30 protein-coding genes are annotated in these 21,631 nt (G+C 65.0%); 12 read left to right on the top strand and 18 right to left on the bottom strand.

Annotated elements, in window-relative coordinates; all coding sequences use genetic code 11:
- The first annotated feature begins 2 nt into the window (after positions 1 to 2).
- From LZ012_RS01690 to LZ012_RS01675, 4 genes are read left to right on the top strand one after another with little or no spacing between them, the layout of a single operon-like run.
- The gene (locus LZ012_RS01690) at positions 3 to 929 is read left to right on the top strand and encodes a branched-chain amino acid ABC transporter permease (RefSeq protein ID WP_275706884.1); all 927 of its coding nucleotides are present in this window, start codon (positions 3 to 5) and stop codon (positions 927 to 929) included.
- Positions 930 to 1,889 carry a branched-chain amino acid ABC transporter permease gene (locus LZ012_RS01685; protein ID WP_275706882.1) on the top strand — a complete coding sequence of 320 codons (960 nt, stop codon included), beginning with the start codon at positions 930 to 932 and terminating at the stop codon, positions 1,887 to 1,889.
- Positions 1,882 to 2,637 carry an ABC transporter ATP-binding protein gene (locus LZ012_RS01680; RefSeq protein ID WP_275706880.1) on the top strand — a complete coding sequence of 252 codons (756 nt, stop codon included), beginning with the start codon at positions 1,882 to 1,884 and terminating at the stop codon, positions 2,635 to 2,637. Before LZ012_RS01685 ends, LZ012_RS01680 begins: the two co-directional genes overlap by 8 nt.
- Complete coding sequence (locus tag LZ012_RS01675) at positions 2,634 to 3,344, top strand: ABC transporter ATP-binding protein (RefSeq protein WP_275706878.1); 711 nt, start codon at positions 2,634 to 2,636, stop codon at positions 3,342 to 3,344. Before LZ012_RS01680 ends, LZ012_RS01675 begins: the two co-directional genes overlap by 4 nt.
- An 83-nt stretch (positions 3,345 to 3,427) precedes the next feature.
- Here the strand turns inward: LZ012_RS01675 and LZ012_RS01670 are convergent, their stop codons facing one another.
- From LZ012_RS01670 to LZ012_RS01590, 17 genes are all read right to left on the bottom strand, one after another.
- Positions 3,428 to 3,793 carry a PilZ domain-containing protein gene (locus tag LZ012_RS01670; protein ID WP_275706876.1) on the bottom strand — a complete coding sequence of 122 codons (366 nt, stop codon included), beginning with the start codon at positions 3,791 to 3,793 and terminating at the stop codon, positions 3,428 to 3,430.
- A gap of 15 nt (positions 3,794 to 3,808) precedes the next feature.
- A complete protein-coding gene (gene queE / locus LZ012_RS01665; protein ID WP_275706874.1) occupies positions 3,809 to 4,447 on the bottom strand; it encodes a 7-carboxy-7-deazaguanine synthase QueE in 639 nt (212 codons plus the stop codon).
- Positions 4,448 to 5,191, bottom strand: coding sequence for a tol-pal system protein YbgF (ybgF, locus tag LZ012_RS01660; protein WP_275706872.1), 744 nt, complete (start codon positions 5,189 to 5,191; stop codon positions 4,448 to 4,450).
- A 3-nt stretch (positions 5,192 to 5,194) separates the two neighbouring features.
- Positions 5,195 to 5,740 carry a peptidoglycan-associated lipoprotein Pal gene (gene pal / locus LZ012_RS01655; RefSeq protein ID WP_275706869.1) on the bottom strand — a complete coding sequence of 182 codons (546 nt, stop codon included), beginning with the start codon at positions 5,738 to 5,740 and terminating at the stop codon, positions 5,195 to 5,197.
- Positions 5,741 to 5,758: 18 nt separating this feature from the next.
- Complete coding sequence (gene tolB, locus LZ012_RS01650) at positions 5,759 to 7,030, bottom strand: Tol-Pal system beta propeller repeat protein TolB (RefSeq protein ID WP_275706867.1); 1,272 nt, start codon at positions 7,028 to 7,030, stop codon at positions 5,759 to 5,761.
- Positions 7,031 to 7,060: 30 nt separating this feature from the next.
- Positions 7,061 to 7,873: an energy transducer TonB gene (locus LZ012_RS01645; protein WP_275706865.1), complete on the bottom strand. Its 813-nt coding sequence runs from the start codon at positions 7,871 to 7,873 to the stop codon at positions 7,061 to 7,063.
- A 3-nt stretch (positions 7,874 to 7,876) separates the two neighbouring features.
- Positions 7,877 to 8,278, bottom strand: a complete 402-nt coding sequence (locus tag LZ012_RS01640; protein ID WP_275706862.1) for an ExbD/TolR family protein — start codon at positions 8,276 to 8,278, stop codon at positions 7,877 to 7,879.
- 3 nt (positions 8,279 to 8,281) lie between these two features.
- Positions 8,282 to 8,959 carry a protein TolQ gene (gene tolQ / locus LZ012_RS01635; protein ID WP_275706860.1) on the bottom strand — a complete coding sequence of 226 codons (678 nt, stop codon included), beginning with the start codon at positions 8,957 to 8,959 and terminating at the stop codon, positions 8,282 to 8,284.
- Positions 8,956 to 9,378, bottom strand: a complete 423-nt coding sequence (gene ybgC / locus LZ012_RS01630; RefSeq protein ID WP_275706858.1) for a tol-pal system-associated acyl-CoA thioesterase — start codon at positions 9,376 to 9,378, stop codon at positions 8,956 to 8,958. The genes tolQ and ybgC overlap by 4 nt, the downstream gene beginning before the upstream one ends.
- Before the next feature lie 128 nt (positions 9,379 to 9,506).
- Positions 9,507 to 10,565, bottom strand: a complete 1,059-nt coding sequence (gene ruvB / locus LZ012_RS01625) for a Holliday junction branch migration DNA helicase RuvB (RefSeq protein ID WP_275706856.1) — start codon at positions 10,563 to 10,565, stop codon at positions 9,507 to 9,509.
- Entirely contained in the window at positions 10,562 to 11,617 is a 1,056-nt protein-coding gene (locus LZ012_RS01620; RefSeq protein ID WP_275706854.1) for an AI-2E family transporter, read from the bottom strand. Before LZ012_RS01620 ends, ruvB begins: the two co-directional genes overlap by 4 nt.
- Positions 11,617 to 12,195, bottom strand: a complete 579-nt coding sequence (gene ruvA, locus LZ012_RS01615; protein ID WP_275706852.1) for a Holliday junction branch migration protein RuvA — start codon at positions 12,193 to 12,195, stop codon at positions 11,617 to 11,619. The genes LZ012_RS01620 and ruvA overlap by 1 nt, the downstream gene beginning before the upstream one ends.
- Before the next feature lie 33 nt (positions 12,196 to 12,228).
- The gene (ruvC, locus tag LZ012_RS01610; RefSeq protein ID WP_275706850.1) at positions 12,229 to 12,762 is read right to left on the bottom strand and encodes a crossover junction endodeoxyribonuclease RuvC; all 534 of its coding nucleotides are present in this window, start codon (positions 12,760 to 12,762) and stop codon (positions 12,229 to 12,231) included.
- A complete protein-coding gene (locus LZ012_RS01605) occupies positions 12,759 to 13,607 on the bottom strand; it encodes a DMT family transporter (protein ID WP_275706847.1) in 849 nt (282 codons plus the stop codon). Before LZ012_RS01605 ends, ruvC begins: the two co-directional genes overlap by 4 nt.
- Positions 13,608 to 14,111 carry a 3'-5' exonuclease gene (locus LZ012_RS01600; RefSeq protein ID WP_275706845.1) on the bottom strand — a complete coding sequence of 168 codons (504 nt, stop codon included), beginning with the start codon at positions 14,109 to 14,111 and terminating at the stop codon, positions 13,608 to 13,610.
- A 16-nt stretch (positions 14,112 to 14,127) separates the two neighbouring features.
- Positions 14,128 to 14,604: a hypothetical protein gene (locus tag LZ012_RS01595; RefSeq protein ID WP_275706843.1), complete on the bottom strand. Its 477-nt coding sequence runs from the start codon at positions 14,602 to 14,604 to the stop codon at positions 14,128 to 14,130.
- Between the two features lie 78 nt (positions 14,605 to 14,682).
- Positions 14,683 to 15,408, bottom strand: a complete 726-nt coding sequence (locus tag LZ012_RS01590; protein ID WP_275706841.1) for a YebC/PmpR family DNA-binding transcriptional regulator — start codon at positions 15,406 to 15,408, stop codon at positions 14,683 to 14,685.
- 146 nt (positions 15,409 to 15,554) lie between these two features.
- Here LZ012_RS01590 and LZ012_RS01585 point away from each other — a divergent pair, with 146 nt between their 5' ends.
- The 8 genes from LZ012_RS01585 (at position 15,555) to LZ012_RS01550 (ending at position 21,018) form a co-directional block, all read left to right on the top strand.
- Positions 15,555 to 17,177: a helicase HerA-like domain-containing protein gene (locus LZ012_RS01585; protein WP_275706838.1), complete on the top strand. Its 1,623-nt coding sequence runs from the start codon at positions 15,555 to 15,557 to the stop codon at positions 17,175 to 17,177.
- A gap of 94 nt (positions 17,178 to 17,271) precedes the next feature.
- Positions 17,272 to 17,877: a hypothetical protein gene (locus LZ012_RS01580; RefSeq protein ID WP_275706836.1), complete on the top strand. Its 606-nt coding sequence runs from the start codon at positions 17,272 to 17,274 to the stop codon at positions 17,875 to 17,877.
- Between the two features lie 118 nt (positions 17,878 to 17,995).
- Complete coding sequence (locus LZ012_RS01575) at positions 17,996 to 18,709, top strand: hypothetical protein (RefSeq protein WP_275706834.1); 714 nt, start codon at positions 17,996 to 17,998, stop codon at positions 18,707 to 18,709.
- A gap of 152 nt (positions 18,710 to 18,861) precedes the next feature.
- Positions 18,862 to 19,113, top strand: coding sequence for a DUF1272 domain-containing protein (locus LZ012_RS01570; protein ID WP_275706832.1), 252 nt, complete (start codon positions 18,862 to 18,864; stop codon positions 19,111 to 19,113).
- 36 nt (positions 19,114 to 19,149) lie between these two features.
- Positions 19,150 to 19,497 carry a GFA family protein gene (locus LZ012_RS01565; protein WP_275706830.1) on the top strand — a complete coding sequence of 116 codons (348 nt, stop codon included), beginning with the start codon at positions 19,150 to 19,152 and terminating at the stop codon, positions 19,495 to 19,497.
- A 9-nt stretch (positions 19,498 to 19,506) separates the two neighbouring features.
- Entirely contained in the window at positions 19,507 to 19,860 is a 354-nt protein-coding gene (locus LZ012_RS01560; protein WP_275706828.1) for a cupin domain-containing protein, read from the top strand.
- A gap of 40 nt (positions 19,861 to 19,900) precedes the next feature.
- Positions 19,901 to 20,119, top strand: a complete 219-nt coding sequence (locus LZ012_RS01555) for a hypothetical protein (protein ID WP_275706826.1) — start codon at positions 19,901 to 19,903, stop codon at positions 20,117 to 20,119.
- Between the two features lie 38 nt (positions 20,120 to 20,157).
- The gene (locus LZ012_RS01550) at positions 20,158 to 21,018 is read left to right on the top strand and encodes a LysR substrate-binding domain-containing protein (protein WP_275706824.1); all 861 of its coding nucleotides are present in this window, start codon (positions 20,158 to 20,160) and stop codon (positions 21,016 to 21,018) included.
- Between the two features lie 15 nt (positions 21,019 to 21,033).
- On the opposite strand, the gene LZ012_RS01545 is transcribed toward LZ012_RS01550, so the two are convergent.
- On the bottom strand, positions 21,034 to 21,600 hold the full coding sequence (locus tag LZ012_RS01545) for a c-type cytochrome (protein WP_275706822.1): 567 nt from the start codon (positions 21,598 to 21,600) through the stop codon (positions 21,034 to 21,036).
- Positions 21,601 to 21,631: the final 31 nt, after the last annotated feature.

Genomic DNA, 21,631 nt, shown 5'->3' with positions numbered 1-21,631 from the left:
TGATGACGCAACTGATCCTCGAACAGGCCCTCAACGGCCTGCAACTCGGCCTCATGCTGTTCCTGCTCGCCGCCGGGCTGACGCTCGTCTTCGGCATCATGGACTGCATCAATCTGGCCCACGGCTCGCTGTACATGGTGGGCGCCTATTTCGTCGCCGCCGCCACGCAGGCAGCCGATTCGTTCTGGATCGGGCTGGGTGTCGGCGTCGCCGGAGCGGCCGTGCTCGGCCTGCTGCTTGAACTGGCCCTCTTCCGCCGCCTGTACCAGCGCGACCACCTGTCGCAGGTACTCGCCACCTTCGCGCTGATCCTGATCGCCAACGAGGCAGTGCGCGCCATCTGGGGGCCGGCGGCGCTGATGCTCAATCCGCCCGAGGCGCTGGCCGGGCCGGTCGAGCTGTCGCTTTTCGGCGGCGACTTCTTCTACCCGGCCTACCGGCTGGTCATCATCGCCTTCGGCATCGCCATCGCCGTGGCCCTCTACCTGCTCGTCGCCAAGAGCCGGGTCGGCATGTGGGTGCGCGCCGGCGCCGCCAATCGCGAAATGACCGAAGCGCTGGGCATCAATGTGCGCCGCCTGTTCACCGCCGTTTTTGTCTTCGGCGCCGCCCTCTGCGCGCTGGCTGGCGGCCTGCTCGGCCCGCTGCTCGCCGTCCAGGTCGGCATGGGGGAAAGCGTGCTGATCCTCGCTTTCGTGGTCATCATCATCGGCGGCATCGGCTCGATCCGCGGCGCGCTGGTCGGCAGCCTGATCGTCGGCACGGTCGATACCCTGGGCCGTGCCCTGCTCCCCACTCTGCTGCGCGCCACCCTGCCGGCCGATGCCGCATCGACGCTGGGCCCGGCGCTGGCTTCCATCCTGATCTACCTGCTGATGGCCGGCATCCTGTTCTTCAAGCCGCAAGGCCTGTTTCCGGCGAGGGCATAAATGGCTTTCTATCGTCCCGCCGCCTGGCAGAAGCCGCTTTCGTTTGTGCTGGTCGGCGCCGCGCTGGCCTTGCCGACGGTACTCACCGCCTGCGGACAGGAGTTCTACATCGGGTTCGCCACCCGCGTGCTGATCTTCGCGCTGGCCGCCTCCAGCCTCAACCTGATCCTCGGTTTCGGCGGCATGGTGTCGCTCGGCCACGCCGCCTTCCTCGGTGCCGGCGCCTATGTCGCAGCCATCTGCCAGCAGGCCGGGATCAACGAGGCTTTGATCGCTTTCCCGCTGGCCATGGGCGTCGCCGGGATGTTCGCGCTGGTGGTTGGCGCTATCAGCCTGCGCACGCGCGGCGTCTATTTCATCATGATCACCCTGGCCTTCGCCCAGATGGCCTACTACCTATTCATCTCGGCACGTAGCTGGGGTGGCGACGACGGCCTGCCGCTCAACGGGCGGATGACGCTGGCCGGTTTCGCCCTGGCCGACGATGCCGCCCTGTTCTACGCCGCTCTCGGCCTGCTGGCCGGCACCATGCTGCTCTTCGGCCGGGCGGCCGATTCGCGCTTCGGACGGACCATCCAGGCCATACGCGAAAACGAGACGCGCATGGAAGCGCTCGGCTACCCGGTCTTTCGTTACCGGCTGGTCGCCTTCGCCCTCGGCGGTGCCTTCGCCGGGCTGGCCGGCGCCCTGCTCGCCAACCTGACCGGGCTGGCCAGCCCCAACCTGCTGCAATGGACGCAGTCCGGCACCCTGCTCGTCATGGTCATCATCGGCGGCGTCGGCTACCTGTACGGCGGCGTGCTGGGGGCGGCCGTCCTGCTCCTGCTCGAAGAGACGCTGGTCGGCGTCACCGCGCACTGGCATATCGTGCTCGGCCTGCTCCTGCTCGGCGTGGTGCTCTTCGCGCCGAAGGGTGTCGCCGCCCTGTTCGACCGACCGCGCGAGGCCGATCATGGCTGACGCCCTGCTCGACGTTCGCCAGCTGTCGCGCCGTTTCGCCGCGCTCGATGCGCTGAAAGAGGTCGATTTCCGCGTCGAGGCCGGCGAAATCCACGCCCTGATCGGCCCCAACGGTGCCGGCAAGACGACCTTCATCCACCACGTCTCCGGCGCCCTGCAGCCGGACAGCGGCAGCGTGCATTTCGCCGGCCGCGACGTGACGAAACTAGCCATGCACCAGCGCGTCGCGGCCGGCATGGCGCGCTCCTACCAGATCACCAACGTCTTCCTCGGCCTGTCGGCGCTCGATAACGTGGCGCTGGCCGTACAAGGGCGCAGCGACGCCGGCAGCAGTTTCCGTTTCTGGCGGCCGGTGCGTCGGGAAAAGGCGCTCTTCGACGAGGCGCGGACTTATCTCGAACAGGTCGGTCTGCACGCCAAGAGCGGCGCGCTCGCCGGCACGCTGTCGCACGGCGAACAGCGCGCCCTGGAACTGGCCATGGCGCTGGCCACCCGGCCGCAATTGCTACTCCTCGACGAACCGATGGCCGGCACCGGCCCGGAGGAGTCGGCGCGCATGGTGGACCTGATCGAACACCTGGCCCGCCACGTCACCATCCTGCTCGTCGAACACGACATGAATGCGGTTTTCCGTCTGGCCGACCGCATTTCGGTCCTGGTCAACGGCCAGTTGATCTGCACCGGCACGCCGGACGAGGTGAAGAACGACGCCAGCGTGCGCCGCGCCTACCTGGGAGACCACCTGTGAGCGCCTTGCTCGAAGTGTCCGACCTCGAAGTCGCCTACGGTCCGAGCCAGGTGTTGTTCGGCCTAAACTTCAGCCTGGCCGACGGCGAAGCGGCCACCCTGCTTGGCCGCAACGGCATGGGCAAGACCACCACGCTGCGCGCCATCTGCGGCCTGGAGCCGGTCAAGGCCGGGCGCATCCGCTTTGCCGGCGAGGATATCGCCGGCTGGCGCCCCGACCGCATAGGGCGGGCCGGCATCGCCTTGGTTCCCGAGGGCCGGCAATGCTTCCCCAATCTGACGGTTGATGAACATTTGGTGGCCTTCTTCGCCAATCGCCGCCAGCGTTCCGCGGCGTGGACGCCGGCCCGGGTCTACGAGTTGTTTCCCCGCCTGCTCGAGCGCAAGAAAAACCTCGGCAACCAGCTTTCCGGCGGCGAACAGCAAATGCTGGCCATCGGCCGCGCCCTGGTCACCAATCCGCGCCTGCTCATCCTCGACGAGGCGACGGAAGGTCTGGCGCCGCTCATTCGCGACGAAATCTGGGCCTGCCTGGCCCGGCTGCGCAGCGAAGGGCAGAGTGTGCTGGTCATCGACAAGTACGTGGAAAAGCTGATCGGACTAGCCGACCGCCACACCATCATCGAACGCGGGCACGTGGTCTGGCAGGGCAGTTCAGCACAGCTCGATGCCGATCACGGCATCTGGCACCGCTATCTGGGCATTTAACCCCCAAAGGGGTATCTCCGGCAGTACGACCCCCTGCTGGGGTGCGAACTAACCCGCGAATTTCCCCGGGTGTTGTCTGGGGATTAGTGATGCGCCAGCAGGGCGAATTCGCGTTCGGCGAGCGCTTCGTCGCCGAGGTTCAGGGCGACCAGGCGGCGCAGGTGGGTCACGCTGTCCAGATCGATTTCACGGCAGGCCAGGCCATAGCTGTCGTCGGCCATGTGGTGCACCACCGTTACGCCCATGCGTATGCAGGTTTCGGCGTCGTCGAGACGGATTTTCAGGACGCCGTTGTTGCCCATCGTTACGTACATCGGCCCGGTCGGCGCGATCAGCGCGCCCTGCAGCGACAGGTCGAGCACCGCGACGGCGTGTTCGCCGTCGGGTAGGAACAGGGTGGCTTGGCTTTGGAAAGGTATGCGGGAAAATCTGCGACGATTGGTGTTCACCTGGGTCTCCGTCTTCTATTTTCCCTGCATGTTACCCCAAAGCAGTTTGTGCAGTTGCAGCTGGAAGCGCACGTTCAGGCCGTCCTTGAGGATCCACTCGGCCAGCGACTGCGGTTCGATTAGCCCTTGAGCCGGCGAAAACAGCACCGGGCAGATGCGGTCGAGTTGCCGCTCGCGCAGCACGTCGCGCGCCCACTCGTAGTCGCTGCGCGAGGCGATGACGATCTTGATCTCGTCGCGCGGATTGAGCTGCACCAGGTTTTCCCACAGGTTACGGGCCAGTTCGCCGGAGTCCGGCGCCTTGAGGTCCATGATGCGCGAGACACGCGGATCGACCCCGGCGACGTCGAGGGCGCCCGAGGTTTCCAGCGACACGTCGTAGCCGGCATCGCACAGCGCCGTCAGCAGAGGCAGGCAATCCTTCTGCGACAAGGGCTCGCCGCCGGTCACACAGACCTGGCGGGCCGGATATTTCGCCACTTCGGCGAGCACCGATTCCACCGTGGCTGCTTCGCCGCCGGTGAAGCTGTAGGTGGTGTCGCACCAGGTGCAGCGCAACGGGCAACCGGTCAGGCGGACGAAAACCGTCGGCAAGCCGGCGCGCGAGGCCTCGCCTTGCAGCGAGTAGAAAACTTCGGTGATGCGTAGAGCCAATTATTTCTTCTTCAGTCTTTCGCGGGCCACGTCGGCGGCCGGGGAGCTCGGGTACTTGGCGACGACCGTTTCCAGGGAGCGCTTGGCCCCGTTGGCATTGCCCATTTCCTGCTGGCAGGTAGCCATCGCCAGCCAGGCATCGGCCGCTTTCGGGCTGTCGGCGTACTTGGTGGTTACCACGCTCTGCGCTTCGATGGCGCGCTTGCAGTCGCGCTGGGCATACCAGGCATTACCCAGCCAGTACTGGGCATTGGGCGCCAGCGAGCTGTCCGGGTATTTCTGTACGAAGGCGCCGAAGCCGGCTGCGGCATCCTTGTACTTGGCGGCCTTGAACTGGTTCAGGGCCGATTCGTATTCCTGGCTTTCCTTGGCCGGGTCGCCGGTCGGTTTGGCCGGGGCCGCTGCGGCGGCCGGATCGGCGGTGCCGTTGGCAGCCACCGGGGTCTCGAACTTGCGTAGACGCGTATCGAGGTCGAGGTAGAAATCCTGCTGGCGCTTCTTGGCCGTTTCAAGCTCGTAGCTCAGCGTTTCGATCTGCCCGCGCAGGCGGGCGATCTCTTCGGCCTGGCGCTGGATCTGCGCGGACAGATCCAGCTGGGCCTTGGCCTGCTGGTCGAATCGCGCCTCGGCCTTGATCCGTTGGTCGGCGATCTGGCGACGCGCTTCGTCGTCGTCGAAAACGCCGGCCTGGGCCTGTGCGGCGCCCAGGGCAGCGATCAGGAGGGCGATTCGAACCGGGCGCATGGCTTAGAACTCGCCGCGGCCGTCCGGGGCCTTGTACAGGATGTCGGCGCGACGGTTTTCGGCCCAGGCGGCTTCGTCGTGACCGGCATTCTTCGGCTTCTCTTCGCCCAGGCTGACTGATTCGATCTGGTCATCCTTGACGCCGAGCAGGGTCAGCGAACGCTTGACGGCTTCGGCACGCTTCTGGCCGAGCGACAGGTTGTATTCGCGGCTGCCGCGCTCGTCGGTGTTGCCCTGGAGCAGAACCTTGAAGCCCTTGTTGGCGGTCAGGTACTTGGCGTGGGCGGCGACCAGATCCTTGTACTCGTCCTTGACTTCGTACTTGTCGAGGTCGAAGTAGATGCTGCGCTGCGACAGTTTGCTCTTCGGGTCGGTCAGCTCGCGTGGCAGACCGCTGGCGTCGACGCCGCCGGCGGTCACCGGGGCGACGCCGGTGGAGGACGAGCCGCTACGCGATTCGACCGGGGCGCCGCTGTCTTCCGGCAGCGGGGTGGTGGAACAGGCAGCCAGCAGAGCGGACAGCAGGGCAGGGATCAGCAGTTTTTTCACAAAGTTCTCCGATGTGGATTATTGGTAGTAAGGGCCCCAGGCCGGCTCGCGGACATCGCCGGCAGCAACCGTGAGGCGTTGTTTGATCCTGCCATCGCTGGACACAGCCGATAGTACGCCGCGACCGCCAATTTCAGTGGCAATCAGGATCATGCGGCTGTTTGGTGCGAAACTGGGGGATTCGTCCTTGTTGGAATCGCTCAGCACCTGGACCTGGCGGCTGGCCAGATCCATCACGGCGAGCTGGAAGCGGCCTTCGCGGCGGCTGATGAAGGCCAGGCTCTTGCCGTCCGGCGAGGGACGAGCCGACACGTTGTAGCTGCCTTCGAAGGTGACGCGGCGGGCGTCGCCGCCACCGACACCGACCTGATAGACCTGCGGGCTGCCGCCGCGGTCGGAGGTGAAGTAGATGCTGCTGCCGTCGGCCGAATAGCGCGGCTCGGTATCGATGCCGGAGGACTGGGTGACGCGCTGCAGGCCGCTGCCGTCGGCATTGACCGTGTAAATCTGCGAATTGCCGTCCTTGGACAGCACGACCGCCAGCTTGCGGCCATCCGGCGACCAGGCCGGCGCCGAGTTGGAACCCTTGAAGTTGGCGACGATGATGCGCTGGCCGGAGGACAGCGAATGCACGTAGATCACCGGCTTCTTCTTCTCGAAGGAAACATAGGCCAGCTTGTTGCCGTCCGGCGACCAGACCGGCGAGATGATCGGCTCGGTCGAGGTCAGCGCGGTGGCCGCATTCTGGCCGTCGGAATCAGCGATCTGCAGCAGGAACTGGCCGCGCGCCTTGACGACGTAGGCGATGCGCGTCGAGAAGACGCCCTTTTCGCCGGTCAGCTTTTCGTAGATGTAGTCGGCGATGCGATGCCCGGCGGCGCGCAGTTGGGTATTGCTAGTGACGTACGCGGCACCGCCCAGTGCCACGCCCTTTTGCGTATCGTAAAGGCGGAAACGGGCTTCCATGCGGCCATCGGCGCTGCGCGCGATGCTGCCGGCGGCCAGGGCGTCGGCCCCCTTGCTCTTCCAGTCGGCGTGATTGATCGCGGCGTTCTCGTCGAAGGACAGGCCGTTGTGATCGATCAGCTTGAACAGGCCGCTGCGCTCCAGGTCGCTGCGTACCGTCGTGGTGATGACGCGGGAAGCCGCGAAATCGCCGGGGAAGTCGACGATAGCCACTGGAATGCGGTTGGCGCCGGCGCCGGTGATCTCGATGGACAGTTGCGCCTGGGCCAGACCGGTAGCGAGCACGGCAAAAGCCAGGAAGACACGACGGGAAATTCGGGACATTGCGTTCATTTTCAAAACTTTCGCGCGATTTTACTCTTCAAATGGCCGGTATTTGATTTCCAGAGTCCGTTCGAACAGCGACGGATCATCCGGTTTGGGCAGCGGTGAGGATTTGCGGATTGCTCGCTCGATGGCGGCATCGAGGGCCGGGTTGCCGCTCGAGCGCTTGAGGCGGACTTCAAGGACTTCGCCTGTCGGCAATTGATCCACCACGAAGACAGCTTCCGGATTGCCCTGGATGCTGGGCGGCAAGATGATATTGCCGCGAATCTTGCCGCGGATCTTGTTGGCGTAATCGGCCTTGCCGCGTTTGTTCGACGAGGCCCGCTGTTCCGATTCCGCTGCCGCCGCATTGGCCATCTGCTGCGCCGTGGCAGCCGACTTGGCCGAGGATTTCAGCTGACGCTCTTCGCGCTCCAGCATTTCCTTGAACGGATCGACCTTGGGCTGGGGCTTGGCTTCCGGCTTCGGCGGCTCCGGCTTTTTCGGTTCGGGTTTGGGCGGTTCCGGTTTCTTGGGCTCCGGCTTGGGCGGCTCGGGCTTTTTCTTCTCTTCCTTGACCGCAATGTCCGGCTTCTTCGGGGGCGGCGGCTCGACCTTTGGTTCCGGCTTGGGTTCGGGCTTGGGTTGCGGCTTCACCACCGGTTCAGGCGGGGGCGGCGGCGGTTGGACGACCTGTGCCGGCCGCGGCGTCGGCGACCACAGTTCGACCTCGTAGACCTCCGGCTTGCTGCGCTTCCATTGCACGCCGAAGAACAGGAAGGCGAGCAGCAGCGCATGCACCAGCACGGTGAGCGCTAGCGCATATTTCTTGCCGGGTTCTTCGGGGCGTTCGAGGATCATTGCTTACTTGCTGCTGGTTTCCAGGCCGACCCGCTCGAAACGCATTTTCTTGACCTCATCGAGTACCTCGATGACGTTCTTGTACTGGGTTTCCTTGTCGCCGGCGACCAGCACCGGCATCTTTTCGTCGTCGCCGCGCAACGGAAGCAGCGTGTCCTTCAGGTTCTTCAGGCCCTTGACCTTGGTCGGCTTGCCGTCGGCGTCGAACACGGTCAGCGCGCCATCCTGCTTGACCTGGACCTTCAGGTACTTGTCCGGCTTCTGCGGCGCGGTGCCGGAGGTCGGCAGGTCGACCGAGCCGGTGGTCATCATCGGCGTCGCCACCATGAAGATGACGAGCAGCACCAGCATGACGTCGATGTACGGCACGACGTTGATTTCGTTTTTCAGGCGGCGCTGGCGCATGGCTTACCGCATCTGCCGCTGGATGATGTTGGAGAACTCCTCCATGAACGACTCGTAGCGTACGGCGAGACGGTCGATGTCATGCGAAAAGCGGTTGTAGGCGAGCACGGCCGGAATGGCCGCGAACAGGCCGATGGCGGTGGCGACCAGCGCTTCAGCAATGCCCGGGGCGACCGAGGCGAGGGTCGCCTGGCCGACGTTGGACAGGCCGCGGAAGGCGTGCATGATGCCCCAGACAGTGCCGAACAGGCCGATGTACGGTGACACCGAGCCGACCGAAGCGAGGAAGGCGAGGTGCGATTCGAGGCCATCCATCTCGCGCTGGTAGGTGGCGCGCATGGCGCGGCGGGAACCATCGACGATATCCTTGGGGTCGAGGTTCTTCTGGCCGCGCAGCTTGGTGAATTCGCGGAAGCCGGCTTCGAAGATGCGTTCCATCGAGCCGGCATTGTGCCGGTCGTTCACCGCGCTGTTGTACAGGCTGTTCAGATCGCCGCCGGACCAGAAGTCGCGCTCGAAGGTCTCGGTCTTGCTGCGTGCCTGGCGCACGGCGAACCACTTCATGAAGATGTAGTACCAGGACATCACGGAGACGCCGGCGAGCAAGGCCATGACGGCCTGCACGACAGCACTGGCTTCGAGAATCAGGTGGAGGATGGAGAGGTCCTGGGTGACGTTCATTTAAGCGCTTCCAGCTTGGAATACAGAAAATCGGGAATGGGGGCGGGTTTCATGGTCGCCATGTCGACACAGGCGATTTCGACGGTGCCGGTGACCAGTTCGTCGTTGCCGCGGCGCACATGCTGGCGGAAAACCACGCGCACGCGGGTCAGTTTTTCCACTTCGAGACCGACCGTCAGCTGGTCGTCGAGGTGGGCCGGACGCAGGTATTCGCAATTGGCCTTGCGCGCCACGAAACCGATGCCCACTTCGAGCGCCAGCTGGCGCTGGTCATGGCCTGCCACACGCATCCATTCGGTGCGGCAACGTTCGAAGAATTTCAGGTAATTGGCGTAGTAGACGACCCCGCCTGCATCGGTGTCTTCGTAGTAGACGCGCACCGGAATGGAGAAGGCGTTGGGGTTCGGCTCAAATTTCATCCCGGGATTTTACCTTGCGTTGCAGCATTGTTTTGTAACGGTCTGTTTCCGCGAGGATTGCCACCGTTCGCGGAAAATTGCCGACGTCCCGATGCTTAACGTCTGCCGCGCCAGTCGGATGACATAGATTATTCGTCGGCGAGCAGATCGCGGACCACGGCGCTGGCCGGCTCGGCCAGGCCCAGGTGGCGATAGATCGCCGGCGTGGCGATGCGGCCGCGCAGGGTGCGCTGCAGGTAGCCCTGCTGGATCAGGTAGGGTTCCAGCACGTCCTCGATGGTGTCGCGCGCTTCGCCAATGGCCGCCGCCAGGTTGTCGACGCCGACCGGGCCGCCGCCGAACTTGTCGATCACCGCCGACAGCAGCTTGCGGTCCATCAGGTCGAGACCGGCCGGGTCGACGTCGAGCATGTGCAGTGCCTTGTCGGCCACGCCGCGCGTGATGTTGCCGTCGGCCTTGACCTCGGCGTAGTCGCGCACCCGGCGCAGCAGGCGGTTGGCGATGCGTGGCGTACCGCGCGAACGCTTGGCGATTTCCAGCGCGCCGTCGGCGTCGATCGGCGCATTGAGTAGGCTTGCCGAACGCGAAACGATGCTCTGCAACTCCTGGGCGTTGTAGAACTCCAGCCGGGCGACGATGCCGAAGCGGTCGCGCAGCGGGTTGGTCAGCATGCCGGCCCGCGTCGTGGCGCCGACCAGCGTGAAAGGCGGCAGGTCGAGCTTGACCGAGCGGGCGGCCGGGCCTTCGCCGATCATGATATCGATCTGGAAGTCTTCGAGCGCCGGGTAGAGGATTTCCTCGACCACCGGGCTGAGGCGGTGGATTTCGTCGATGAACAGCACGTCGTGCGGTTCGAGATTGGTCAGGATGGCGGCCAGGTCGCCGGCGCGTTCGAGCACCGGTCCGGAGGTTTGGCGCAAATTGACGCCCATTTCGGCGGCGACGATGTGGGCCAGCGTCGTCTTGCCCAGACCGGGGGGGCCGAAGAGCAGGACGTGATCGAGCGATTCGCTGCGGTTACGCGCAGCTTGGATGAAGATCTCCAGCTGTTCGCGGATTTTCACCTGGCCGGTGTAGTCGGCCAGCCGCTTGGGGCGCAGGGCGCGTTCGAGCGCTTCTTCCTGCGCCGACTTGCTTTGCGGGGCGATGATGCGGTCGGTAGCGACCAGCTTGTCGGTTTCGATCATGTGTCTAGTTCCTCACGCAGCCAGCGCTGCAGCAGCATGTCGCCGAGGGCCAGCAGCACCGGCCCGAGGAAGATGCCGATAAAGCCGAAGACCAGCACGCCGCCGAGCACGCCGAGGGCGATGAGCAGGATGGACAGCCCGGCGCCGCGGGCGATCAGGATGGGTTTGACGAAGTTGTCGATGCTGCTGATCACCAGCAGGCCGTACAGCACCATGAAAATCGCCCAGCCGGTCTGCCCGTCGTTGTACAGCCAGGCTGCGGCGCCGCCCCAGATCAGTGGCGGGCCGATGGGGATCATGGACAGGAAGAAGGTGGCGAAGCCGAGCAGCATGGCGGTCGGCACGCCGGCGATCAGGAAGCCGATCATCGCCACTGTGCCCTGCGCCGCGGCGGTGCCGACGATGCCGAGCATGACGCCGACCACCGTGCCGCGCGCCTTGTCGAGCATGTCCTCGCCGAGTTCGCCACCCAGCTTGCGGGCGCCGACGTAGAGCGCCTGGCTGATTGCCGTTCCGTCGCGGTACAGGAAGAAAACGACGAACAGCACCAGCGCCAGTTGCAGCAGGCCGTTGGCGACGATGCCTCCGAGGACGAGGGCGAATTGCCGGGCCGGCGCGACCAATTGACCGAGCAGCGCCGTCAATTCGGCGCGGCTGCGGGCGACGCGGTGCCAGCTGGCGTCGATCTCGCTGCCGACGACCGGCAGGCCGCTTAGCCAGCTCGGCGCATGGGATGGCAGGCCTTGCTCGAGATAGTCCTTGAGGAAGTCGATCAGCTGATTGGCGCCGCTGGCCAGCGAGCCGGCCAAGAAGAGCATGGGCAGCAGCATTACGAGGACCAGCCCCAGGGTCATCAGCGAGGCGCCGAGGGTGTCGCGTCCGGCCAGCCGGGGGAGCAGTTTTTCGGCATAGAAACGCCAGCTGCACATCCAGATCACGAAGGCGAACAGCACGGCGCCGATGAAGGGCAGCAGCAGGGCGATGCAGCCGATGATTAGCAGCACCACCAGCGCCATCTGCGCCAGTCGCTTGGGGTCCTGTTCCTCGATCATCAGACCTTGGACAGCAGCTTGAGGGCCTGCCGGATACCGTCGGAGGTGCCGACATCGGCCGGCAAAGCTTTCATCGCCGCGGTCGCCTCCTTCTCGTTGTAGCCTAGGGCGAGCAGGGCGTTGGCGATGTCCTGCTTGGCATCATCGACCGGCGCATGCAGCGAGACGCCGGTGGCGTCGGCCAGCTTGCCCTTCAATTCGAGCAGCAGGCGCTCTGCGGTCTTCTTGCCGATGCCGGGAATCTTGATCAGGCGACCCAGTTCTTGCTGCGCCACGGCGGCCGACAGGTCGTTGACCGACAAGCCGGAGAGCACCGATAACGCCGTCCGTGCACCGATGCCGGAGACTTTAAGCAACTGGCGGAAGGCGAACCGCTCGGCCTCGGTCAGGAAACCGTAGAGGAAATGCCCGTCCTCGCGCACTGCGAAATGGGTCAGCAGCTTGGTTTTCTCGCCGGCCGCCGGCAGGTTGTAGAAGGTGCTCATCGGCACGTCGAGCTCGTAGCCGACGCCATTGACGTCGAGCACGATCTGCGGCGGATTTTTTTCGGCGAGGGTGCCGGTCAGGCGTCCGATCATGGCTTATCGCGATACTGTATGTTCAAACAGGTGTCATCCTATCAGGCGGCCGCCGCGAACGCGATAGCCGGCGGTCGCCAAAGCGCCCAGACCTTGTCCGCCATGGGCATGGGCAATGGCGCAGGCCAAGGCATCGGCGGCGTCGGCGGTCGGCGCGCCGGGTAGCGAAAGCAGTCTGACCACCATGTCCTGCACCTGTTCCTTGGCCGCCTTGCCGTGGCCGACCACCGCCTGCTTGACCTGCAGCGCGGTGTATTCGGCCACCGGCAGCCCGCCATGGACCAGGGCGCTGATTGCCGCGCCGCGCGCCTGGCCAAGGAGCAGGGTCGATTGCGGATTGACGTTGACGAACACCTTTTCCACCGCTGCCTGATCCGGCCGGTAGGTGGCGATCACTTCGCTGATCCCGGCGAACAGCGTGGCGATGCGCTCGGGCAGGGCCTGCTTGTCGTTGGACTTGATGCAGCCGCTGGCTACGTACAGGAGCTGGTTGCCGTGCTTCTCGATGACCCCAAAGCCGGTCACCCGCAGGCCGGGGTCGATGCCGAGAATGCGCGGGGCGCTCATTTCGTCCTCGCCACCAGATAGACGCCGCTCACCGCCACCACCATGCCGATCACGGCGGTCAGCGTCAGGGTTTCGCCGAAGACGGCAAAGGCGATCAGTGCCGTGGTCGGCGGCGTCAGGTAGAACAGGCTGGCGACGTTGACCGCGCTTCCGCTGCGGATGAGCAGGTTGAGCAGGCTGATGGCGCCGAGCGACAACACCAGCACCAGCCAGCCCAGCGCGAACAGGAAATGGCCGTTCCACTCGATGTTGTAGTCCTCGAAAGCGGCGACGGCGATGGCCGTGACGATGGCCGTCGGCACGAATTGGATGACCGAACCGCTGCGCAGGTCGAATTTCGGGCAAAAGCGCTTCTGGTACAGCGTGCCGGCGGTGATGCCGAGCAGCGCGACGAAGGCGGGGATCAGCATCGGGCCGAGGGCGCCGGCGCCCAGCTTGCCGGAAACGACCAGGCCGACGCCGATGAAGCCGAGGACCAGGCCGCCCCACTGGCGAGCGCTCACTTTCTCGCCCAGCCATCCCGAGCCAAAGGCGGTGAGCAGGGGCTGCATGCCGACGACCAGCGCCGTGACGCCCGCCGACAGGCCGTGCTTGATCGCCACGAAAACCCCGCCCAGGTAGATGGCGTGGACCAGTACGCCGGAAACGCCGATGTGCAGCCATTCCTGCGGCCACTTCGGCCACGGTGCCCGCGTGGCCAGCGCGATGGGCAGCATCAGGGCGATCACCAGCACGTAGCGGGTGAGCAGGAAGGAGAGCGGCTCGGCATACGGCATGCCGTACTTGGCGCCGACGAAGCCGGTGCTCCACAGGAAGACGAACAGGAAGGGGGCGAATCGTTGCATTTAAATTCCGTGCCGCCCGCAGCGCTGGCGGGCCTCGAGCAGCGTTTCGAACAGCATGCGGGCATCGCTGCTCGCCCGGTGGCGGCGCAATTGCAGGCGCAGTTCGACGGCGGCGCGGGTGGCTTGCCACAGCGTCTTCTCGCAGTCGCCGAGCAGGTCGCGGATGTCCTTCAGGGTAAAGGTCGGCACCAGGCCGGCCGCGTCGTACAGCTTGCCGAGCCAGACGTAATCGTAGGACCACGCATCGCAGTAGATGAACTGGCCGCGCAACTGGCGATTCAGGTCGAGGCAGACCTCGACGGCCGGTTTGCCCTTGGCGAGCAGGATGTCGCGGCGGATGCCGTGCACCTGCTCGGCCGATTCATCCCAGTGCGTCCACTCGGGTTCCGGCGCGATCAGCGTGCAGTAGGCCCGGCCGTTCGGCAGGTAGTAGCCGACCTCGATCGGATAGCTGCCGCGGCCGAATCCCGAGGCTTCGATATCGATGATGGCCGGCTGGATCATGCAGCGGCCGTGCGGCTCAGTCGCAAGTGGCCTGGCAGCCGCCCGGTTTGGCCGCGCAGGCCTGGTCGTCGTCGACCTTGCAGGCGGCCTTGGTCCGATGGGTGAAACTCACACCGTTTGGATAGCTGCACACCACCTTGGTCAGCGAACCCTGCTTCTCGATCTTCATGCTGCTCGCCTTCAAGGCCTGGACCTTGGCTTTCGGCAGGTCGCAGGACACGTAGCCGTCGAAAACGCCATCGGCTGATTCCCACAGGGCGTTGTTCTTCATCGCCCGGTAGTCCTTGTAGCGGATGCAGTTGTCGGTCTCGCCGCCGTAGACCTTCTTGTCGTCGCTGCAGAAGCCGCTGTAGGTGTGCTTCAGCTCGTCCTCGGTCGGGCAGGCGTTGACCTGCTTGGCGCCGCCGAGGTCCGGACAGGCGTATTGCGCCGCGGTGGCGGACAGGCTCAGGCAGGCAAGCAACAGGGCGGGGGCGAGCAGGCGAAGTTTCACGGTAAATCCTTGGTGGCGCGAACGGCAATCAAAGCGGCGCGATCCCCGCCGAATGGCAAGGGATCGTCGGCTAACGTCTTATTCTTCGATGACGGCGGTGGTATAGATTTCCTGCACGTCGTCGAGGCTTTCCAGGGCGTCAAGCAGTTTCTGCATCCTGAGCGCATCGTCGCCGACGAAGACGTTCTCGCCTTCCGGCTTCATCGTCACTTCGCTGAATTCCGGCGTGAACCCGGCGGCTTCCAGCGCGTCCTTGACGGCGATGAACTCGGTCGGTGCGGTGATCACTTCGATCGAACCGTCGTCGTTGGTGTTAACGTCGTCGGCGCCGGCTTCGATGGCGGCATCCATCAGGGCCGCTTCGTCGGTGCCCGGGGCGAAGATCATCTGGCCGCAGTGCTTGAACTGGAAGGCCACACAGCCGTCGGTGCCCATGTTGCCGCCGTGCTTGGAGAAGGCATGGCGCACTTCGGCGACGGTGCGGGTCTTGTTGTCGGTCAGGCAGTCGACCATGATCGCCGCGCCGCCGATGCCGTAGCCTTCGTAGCGGATCTCGACGTAATCGACGCCTTCGAGTTCCCCGGTACCCTTCTTGATGGCGGTGTCGATCTTGTCCTTGGGCATGTTGATCGCCTTGCCCTTGTCGACGGCCACGCGCAGGCGCGGGTTGAAGCTGATGTCGCCGCCGCCCATCTTGGCGGCCACGGTGATTTCCTTGGCGATCTTGGAGAAGGCGGCGCCGCGCTTCTCGTCCTGGCGACCTTTACGGTGCTGAATATTGGCCCACTTGGAATGACCAGCCATGATGATTTCCCACTGCAAAAAACGAAGAAGGCGTGATTTTACCCGCCGCAAGCCTTCTCGTCAGTTCGGCGGCGTCACGCGATGTCACTAAGCCCGGCCCGGGCATTGCTAGAATGATTGGATAATTTTTACTAGGAGTCCCCGCCATGTCCGATCCCCTGTACCTCGCCAAATCCGAAGACGGTTATCCCGCCCTGCTGCCGCAGATGGCCAACCGCCACGGCCTGATCACCGGCGCGACGGGTACCGGCAAGACGGTGACCCTGCAATCGATCGCCGAGCGCCTGTCCTTTGCCGGCGTGCCGGTTTTCATGGCCGACGTGAAGGGCGACCTGTCGGGCATGGGTGCTGCCGGCACCCCCTCGGAAAAGCTGCTCAAGCGCATCGCCGAACTCGGCCTCGAAGGCTTCCAGCCCTACGCCAATTCCGTCGCCTTCTGGGACGTCTTCGGTCAGGGCGGCGTGCCGGTGCGCGCCACCGTGTCCGACATGGGCCCGCTGCTCCTCGCCCGCCTGCTCAACCTCAACGATACCCAGGCCGGCGTGCTGCAACTGGTCTTCAAGATCGCCGACGACCAGGGTCTGCTGCTGCTCGACCTCAAGGACCTGCGCGCCATGGTCCAGAACGTCGGCGACAACGCCAAGAGCTACACCACCGAATACGGCAACATCGCCGCCGCCTCCATCGGCGCCATCCAGCGCGGCCTGCTGACGCTCGAACAGCAAGGCGGCGACCAGTTCTTCGGCGAGCCGATGCTCAACATCCACGACCTGATGCAGACCGACAGCAACGGGCGCGGCGTCATCAACGTGCTCGCCGCCGAAAAGCTGGTGCAGGCCCCGGCGCTCTATTCCACCTTCCTGCTCTGGCTGCTCTCCGAACTGTTCGAGCAACTGCCGGAAGCCGGTGACCTGGACAAGCCGAAACTGGTTTTTTTCTTCGACGAAGCACACCTGCTGTTCACCGATGCCCCGCAGGCGCTGACCGACAAGGTCGAACAGGTCGTCCGCTTGATCCGCTCCAAGGGCGTCGGTATCTATTTCGTTACCCAGAACCCGTTGGATGTGCCCGAGAAAATCCTCGGGCAGCTCGGCAACCGCGTCCAGCATGCCCTGCGCGCCTTCACGCCGCGCGACCAGAAAGCCGTGCAGGCCGCGGCCCAAACCATGCGCGCCAATCCCAAGTTCGATGCCGCCAGCGTCATTACCGAACTCGGCGTCGGCGAGGCGCTGGTCTCCTTTCTCGATGACAAGGGACGTCCCAATGTCGTCGAGCGCAGCATCATCTTCCCGCCCGCCTCGCGCCTCGGCCCGCTGACCGCCGACGAGCGCCAGGCCATGATCCAGGCCTCGCCCATGCTTGCCGCCTACGGCCAGACCGTCGACCGCGAATCGGCCTACGAAGTCCTCAAGGGTAAGCCGGCCGCCACCCAGGCCGCCCCCGGCGCCATCCCCGCTCCTCAGAACGGCGGCATGAATGGCAACGACTGGGGCAACCACGCCGGCCAGCCGCAGCCGCAACCGCGCTACGAACAAGCCCAGCAACGCCAGAGCGCACCGGCGCCGCAGCAGGAATCCGGCGGCGGCCTGTTCGGCGGCCTCGGCGAAATCCTCACCGGCAGCACCGGCCCGCGTGGCGGCCGCCACGAAGGCGTGCTGGAAAGTGCCGCCAAGAGCGCGGCGCGCGGCGTCGCCGGCACGGTCGGCCGCGAAATCGGCAAGCAGATCCTGCGCGGCGTGTTGGGCTCCATCCTCGGCGGCCGCCGCTAAGGCGTACTGGCGTCGAGTGCCGCACCGGCATTTGACGCCATCCCCGGCTGGCGGGACACTGGCTATCCGATGCCACTAGGCGAACCGGCCCGCGATGCCCCGCGACGATCCATCGAACATCTTCGGCTACATCGAACGCTCGCAAAAGCGCGGCTATGCCACGTTTTTCGAATGGCCGCTGAATCGTGACCTGGCCGAGCTGGGCGTCGTCCGCTACCTGCTCGCCTCCATGGAAGCTGATGGCCAGACGGCGTTCCATCAGGTGCGCAGCCGCGGCCGGGGCAGCGATCCGCCGGATTGCGAGGGAGTCGATAGCGAACACCGGCGCGTCGCCATCGAAGTCACCGAACTGGTCGATCCGCGCGGCATCGTCAACTATCAGGCCGGACGTACCGACCAGTGGATCGTGTGGACCCGCGAAACCTTCCTTGCCGGCATCAGCGAACGCCTGGCCACCAAGGCCAAACGAACCCACGCCTTGAAAGACGGTCCCTACCCTGGAGGTTATGCGGTAGTTATATTCACCGACGAGCCCAACCTGACTCAATCCGCCGTCGGTAGTTATCTGGAAAGTCACGCCTTCCCGATGTTCACCGGTTTAACGATGGCCTTCCTGCTCCTGGGCTACGACCCTGTCATCGAGCGATGCCCCTGGTTCCCGCTGCGAATCGACGACATCTCCCGGTCGACACCGCTATAGCCCCGCGGACACACGACATTCCGTGCCATTGCGAGCCAAGGGGTTGGTTACCAAAACCTGGCCGGCACACCCCTTGCGTAGTAGCACCCCATTACGATGATTTTTATGGGGTTGCACCATGGCAATTGCCTCTCTGGCCGCGTCGGCGGCGCTTTCGCTGGTTGGATCGGTCGCCAAGAGTCTGACTTCACCCAGTCGGCCGGCGGCAAGTTCAGCCGGCGGGGCGGAAAATTCTGCCGTCGTAAAAATTTCCGAGGCCGGGCGAGCACGTCTGGCGGCGGAGGCGAATAAGCTGGAGGGCAAGGCGAAGGCGGCGTACGACACCTCTCAGGGCAGCAAGGCGCTCGATATCGACACCTATTTCACGCCCGATCCATCCCAGTCGCTGCTGTCGATCCCGCTGCTGATGCCGACGCAGAACAATATCGACGCGCTGAGCCAGCAGGTATCGGCCAAGATGCCGGGCTTCCTCGCGGCGCACGGCATTCCCGAGGCGCCGGCGAGCATCAGCTATGATGCCTATGGCCAGATTCAGTTGCCGGGCAACTACGCCTACGCCGCCCAGTTTCGCGAAGCGCTGCATGACAACCCGGTCCTCGCTCGTCAGTTGAGCACGGTGAACGCCTTGTCGTCGCAGAAGACAGAAATGGCGAAATCCTTGCCGTTCGACGCCGAATACCGCGCCGCGCGAACCCCGGCGGAGCTTCAGGCCGTCATCGCCAAGTACCGCTCCCTGCTCGACGGCCACACCACGCCGTCTACGATCGCGCTGCATTTCGACGGCCAAAGTCGCCTGTCGGTGACTGCTGATGGGAAGGCGTTGGCGGCATAAAATGACACGTTGATTTCGCCGGCAGGCGAATGGACAATGCGTGAAGGGGTATGGTTGCCCGGTTGTCGGTAGCCGCCCGAGAGTCCATTGCTGAATCAGTCGTCGACTTTGAGTCGGAAAGCCCGCACTAGTCCTCATCGGAGAACAGCCCCATGCTGCAACTCAGACCGAATTGCGAATGCTGCAACAAGGATCTGCCGCCCGATTCGACGGAAGCGCGCATCTGTTCCTTCGAATGCACCTTTTGTGCGGACTGCGCGGAAGGCGTGGTGGCCGGAACATGTCCGAACTGCGGGGGCGAGTTGGTGGCGCGTCCGCGGCGGCCGGCCGAAAAACTGATCAACAATCCGGCGTCGACCGAGCGCATCCACAAGCCGGCGGGGTGTGCCAAGGCAGCCTCGTAGGGCCACTACCGATTTCATCCAGCAAGGAGAACGAACATGATCTACAAGGGTAGCTGTCACTGCGGGCAGATCGCTTTCGAGGTCGAGGGCGAGCTTTCCAAAGTCATGGATTGCAATTGCTCCATCTGTTCGCGCATGGGGTCGCTGCACTGGTTCGTGCCGCGCGACAAGCTGCGCCTGCTGACGCCGGAGAGCAATCTCGCCACCTACACCTTCGGCAAGCAGCGCATCAAGCATCACTTCTGCCCGAAATGCGGCATCCATCCTTTCGGGGAAGGTGTCGATCCGGCCGGGAACGCCATGGCGGCGGTGAATGCGCGCTGCCTTGAAGACGTGGATCTGGCGGCGCTGTCGGTCAAGCATGTCGATGGTCGCTCCTTCTAGGTTGCCGGCATGACGCAAGCCGATGCGCTGGTCGCAGCGATGAATCTGGACGGCGTGGTGGCCAGGCATTGGCAGGACGTACCGGCCCGCGAGTCGTGCCATCCGGGGTTCAGCACCCGCCTGCTCTGGTCGCAGCCGGACGGGCGCAAGGCGCTGATGTTCGAGATCGCGCCCGGCGCCGTGTATCCGGAACTCGATGTGCATACCCCCGGCCCGGAAGAGGTGTTCGTCGTCTCCGGCGTCTTTTGCGACGGACGGAACAGCTATCCGGCCGGCACCTTCATCCATCATCCCGCCGGAACGTCGCATGTGCCGCAGTCGCAGGAAGGCTGCGTGCTGTTCGTGTTCTTTCCCGAGGGCTAGTGCCCATGCGGAAATCACGTTGTCAGGAGTTCGTGTCGAAATGAGTCGAAAAATGTCGTTTGTCGCGTTGATGCCGGCAATATCGGCGCTGTTGCTGCTGGCCGGTTGCACCACCGAAACCTGGTACAAAGGCTTTCAGCAGTCGTCGGAGAGCAGGTGCCGCAATCAGCCGCCCGGCGAAAGCCAGCGCTGTCTGGATGACCTGAACCGGCAGACCTATTCCGAATACGAGAAGGAGCGGAGCGGGCAAAAGCAGTAGCATCGGCATTCCCGAACCGCCGACAACCGCCCGCGACCATGCACGATCTTCCGCCGCTCCACACCCTGCCCGCCTTCGAAGCCGCCGCCCGTCTCGGCAGCTTTCAGGCGGCGGCGGAAGCCTTGCACCTGACGCCGTCGGCGATCAGCCACCGCATCCGCCAACTGGAGGAGCATGTCGGGCAGGACCTGTTCGAGCGACGGCATCGGGCCATTGCGCTGACGGCGGCCGGGCGGCGCTACCTGACGGTGGTGCGCGACGCCCTGCTCCGGCTCGACGAGGCGAGCGCCGTGCTGCGCGCGCCACAGCGGGAACGCCTGCGCATTTCGGCGGCGCCGGCCTTGGGCAGCAAATGGCTGGTGTCGCGGGTGGCCGAGTACCAGGCGGCGCATCCCGACGTCGAATTCAGTCTGGCAACCGCCACCGGCCTCGGCCCGCTGCTCAATGGCGAGGCCGACATCGGCCTGCGCTACGGCGAAGAGGAATGGCCGGGTCTGCTCGCCTGGAAGCTGTTTCAGGAACGGGTGTTTCCGGTCTGTTCGCCAACGCTGGCCGCCAGCCTCAAGACACCGGCCGACCTCGACGCCGTGCGCCTGCTGCGCCACCCGCTGCTTTCCTGGCAGCGCTGGTTCGCCGCCGCCGGCATCCGTCATGCCGAACCGGCCGCCGGGCCGGTCTACGAGGATGCCCTGTTGATGCTGGAGGGCGCCGTGGCCGGGCATGGCGTGGCGCTGATGGCGGCGACGCTGGCCCAGCCCTACCTCGACGCCGGGCAGCTGGTGCGGCCCTTTGTCGAGGACTGCGCGGACCGCAGCTTCTACGTCGTGGCCCCGCCGGCGGTGCAGGACAAGCCTGCGCTGGTCGGTTTTATCCGCTGGCTCCAGCGGTCGACGCGCTGAGCCGGCGGTGGCCGGTCATTTGGCAGCGATGGCCGCAGACGGCGGCGTGTAGTCGGGCACCCGGTTGTTCACCGCCGGCCGCGACATCAGGTAGGCGTAGATAGCCCGCAGATCCTTGTCCGACAACGACCCGACGGCCTGCCAGGGCATCGGCGGCACGATCGGACGCCCGGCGCCCAGATGCTTGCCGGACCGCATCGCCTGGATGAAGTCGCCGACGCGCCAGGCGCCGATGCCGGTGTCCTTGTCCGGCGTCAGGTTGGCCGAATAGGAGGTGCCCCACGGCCCGGTGAAGGCCGTCATGGTGGCCGAGCCGGCCCAGTTCCAGTAGGCGTCGAGCTTGGGCTGGGCGGCGCCCGGTGCGTCGGCGGGGTGGCCGGACAGGCCGCGGGCTACGTCTTTTTCCGGTCCCTTCGGGCCCATCTTGAGCGGAATGTGGCAATCCTTGCAGCCGCCGAATTCGATTAGCTGGGCGCCGCGCTTGATCTCGGCTTGATTGCCGGCGGCTACCGATAAAGCTGGAACAAGGCCGAGGCAGGATAGGGCAGTGGCGACGGCGGCGGATTTGAGGGTGATGTGCATGGAAGTTCTCCTGTCGGGGTTGGGGCGGGGG

It is taken from the genome of Dechloromonas hankyongensis, from assembly GCF_022012295.1.
Lineage (GTDB): Bacteria > Pseudomonadota > Gammaproteobacteria > Burkholderiales > Rhodocyclaceae > Azonexus > Azonexus hankyongensis.
Note: the sequence above shows the minus strand (reverse complement) of the source record. Positions and strands in the feature narration are given on the sequence as shown.

What these genes read in the sequence shown, in the direction of transcription:
- LZ012_RS01690 (WP_275706884.1), top strand. Translation starts at nt 3, where the DNA reads ATGACGCAACTGATCCTCGAACAGGCCCTCAACGGCCTGCAACTCGGC.
- LZ012_RS01685 (WP_275706882.1), top strand. Translation starts at nt 930, where the DNA reads ATGGCTTTCTATCGTCCCGCCGCCTGGCAGAAGCCGCTTTCGTTTGTG.
- LZ012_RS01680 (WP_275706880.1), top strand. Translation starts at nt 1,882, where the DNA reads ATGGCTGACGCCCTGCTCGACGTTCGCCAGCTGTCGCGCCGTTTCGCC.
- ybgF (WP_275706872.1), bottom strand. Translation starts at nt 5,191, where the DNA reads ATGCGCCCGGTTCGAATCGCCCTCCTGATCGCTGCCCTGGGCGCCGCA.
- tolB (WP_275706867.1), bottom strand. Translation starts at nt 7,030, where the DNA reads ATGTCCCGAATTTCCCGTCGTGTCTTCCTGGCTTTTGCCGTGCTCGCT.
- LZ012_RS01645 (WP_275706865.1), bottom strand. Translation starts at nt 7,873, where the DNA reads ATGATCCTCGAACGCCCCGAAGAACCCGGCAAGAAATATGCGCTAGCG.
- LZ012_RS01640 (WP_275706862.1), bottom strand. Translation starts at nt 8,278, where the DNA reads ATGCGCCAGCGCCGCCTGAAAAACGAAATCAACGTCGTGCCGTACATC.
- tolQ (WP_275706860.1), bottom strand. Translation starts at nt 8,959, where the DNA reads ATGAACGTCACCCAGGACCTCTCCATCCTCCACCTGATTCTCGAAGCC.
- ybgC (WP_275706858.1), bottom strand. Translation starts at nt 9,378, where the DNA reads ATGAAATTTGAGCCGAACCCCAACGCCTTCTCCATTCCGGTGCGCGTC.
- ruvB (WP_275706856.1), bottom strand. Translation starts at nt 10,565, where the DNA reads ATGATCGAAACCGACAAGCTGGTCGCTACCGACCGCATCATCGCCCCG.
- LZ012_RS01620 (WP_275706854.1), bottom strand. Translation starts at nt 11,617, where the DNA reads ATGATCGAGGAACAGGACCCCAAGCGACTGGCGCAGATGGCGCTGGTG.
- ruvA (WP_275706852.1), bottom strand. Translation starts at nt 12,195, where the DNA reads ATGATCGGACGCCTGACCGGCACCCTCGCCGAAAAAAATCCGCCGCAG.
- ruvC (WP_275706850.1), bottom strand. Translation starts at nt 12,762, where the DNA reads ATGAGCGCCCCGCGCATTCTCGGCATCGACCCCGGCCTGCGGGTGACC.
- LZ012_RS01605 (WP_275706847.1), bottom strand. Translation starts at nt 13,607, where the DNA reads ATGCAACGATTCGCCCCCTTCCTGTTCGTCTTCCTGTGGAGCACCGGC.
- LZ012_RS01600 (WP_275706845.1), bottom strand. Translation starts at nt 14,111, where the DNA reads ATGATCCAGCCGGCCATCATCGATATCGAAGCCTCGGGATTCGGCCGC.
- LZ012_RS01590 (WP_275706841.1), bottom strand. Translation starts at nt 15,408, where the DNA reads ATGGCTGGTCATTCCAAGTGGGCCAATATTCAGCACCGTAAAGGTCGC.
- LZ012_RS01585 (WP_275706838.1), top strand. Translation starts at nt 15,555, where the DNA reads ATGTCCGATCCCCTGTACCTCGCCAAATCCGAAGACGGTTATCCCGCC.
- LZ012_RS01580 (WP_275706836.1), top strand. Translation starts at nt 17,272, where the DNA reads ATGCCCCGCGACGATCCATCGAACATCTTCGGCTACATCGAACGCTCG.
- LZ012_RS01575 (WP_275706834.1), top strand. Translation starts at nt 17,996, where the DNA reads ATGGCAATTGCCTCTCTGGCCGCGTCGGCGGCGCTTTCGCTGGTTGGA.
- LZ012_RS01570 (WP_275706832.1), top strand. Translation starts at nt 18,862, where the DNA reads ATGCTGCAACTCAGACCGAATTGCGAATGCTGCAACAAGGATCTGCCG.
- LZ012_RS01565 (WP_275706830.1), top strand. Translation starts at nt 19,150, where the DNA reads ATGATCTACAAGGGTAGCTGTCACTGCGGGCAGATCGCTTTCGAGGTC.
- LZ012_RS01560 (WP_275706828.1), top strand. Translation starts at nt 19,507, where the DNA reads ATGACGCAAGCCGATGCGCTGGTCGCAGCGATGAATCTGGACGGCGTG.
- LZ012_RS01555 (WP_275706826.1), top strand. Translation starts at nt 19,901, where the DNA reads ATGAGTCGAAAAATGTCGTTTGTCGCGTTGATGCCGGCAATATCGGCG.
- LZ012_RS01550 (WP_275706824.1), top strand. Translation starts at nt 20,158, where the DNA reads ATGCACGATCTTCCGCCGCTCCACACCCTGCCCGCCTTCGAAGCCGCC.
- LZ012_RS01545 (WP_275706822.1), bottom strand. Translation starts at nt 21,600, where the DNA reads ATGCACATCACCCTCAAATCCGCCGCCGTCGCCACTGCCCTATCCTGC.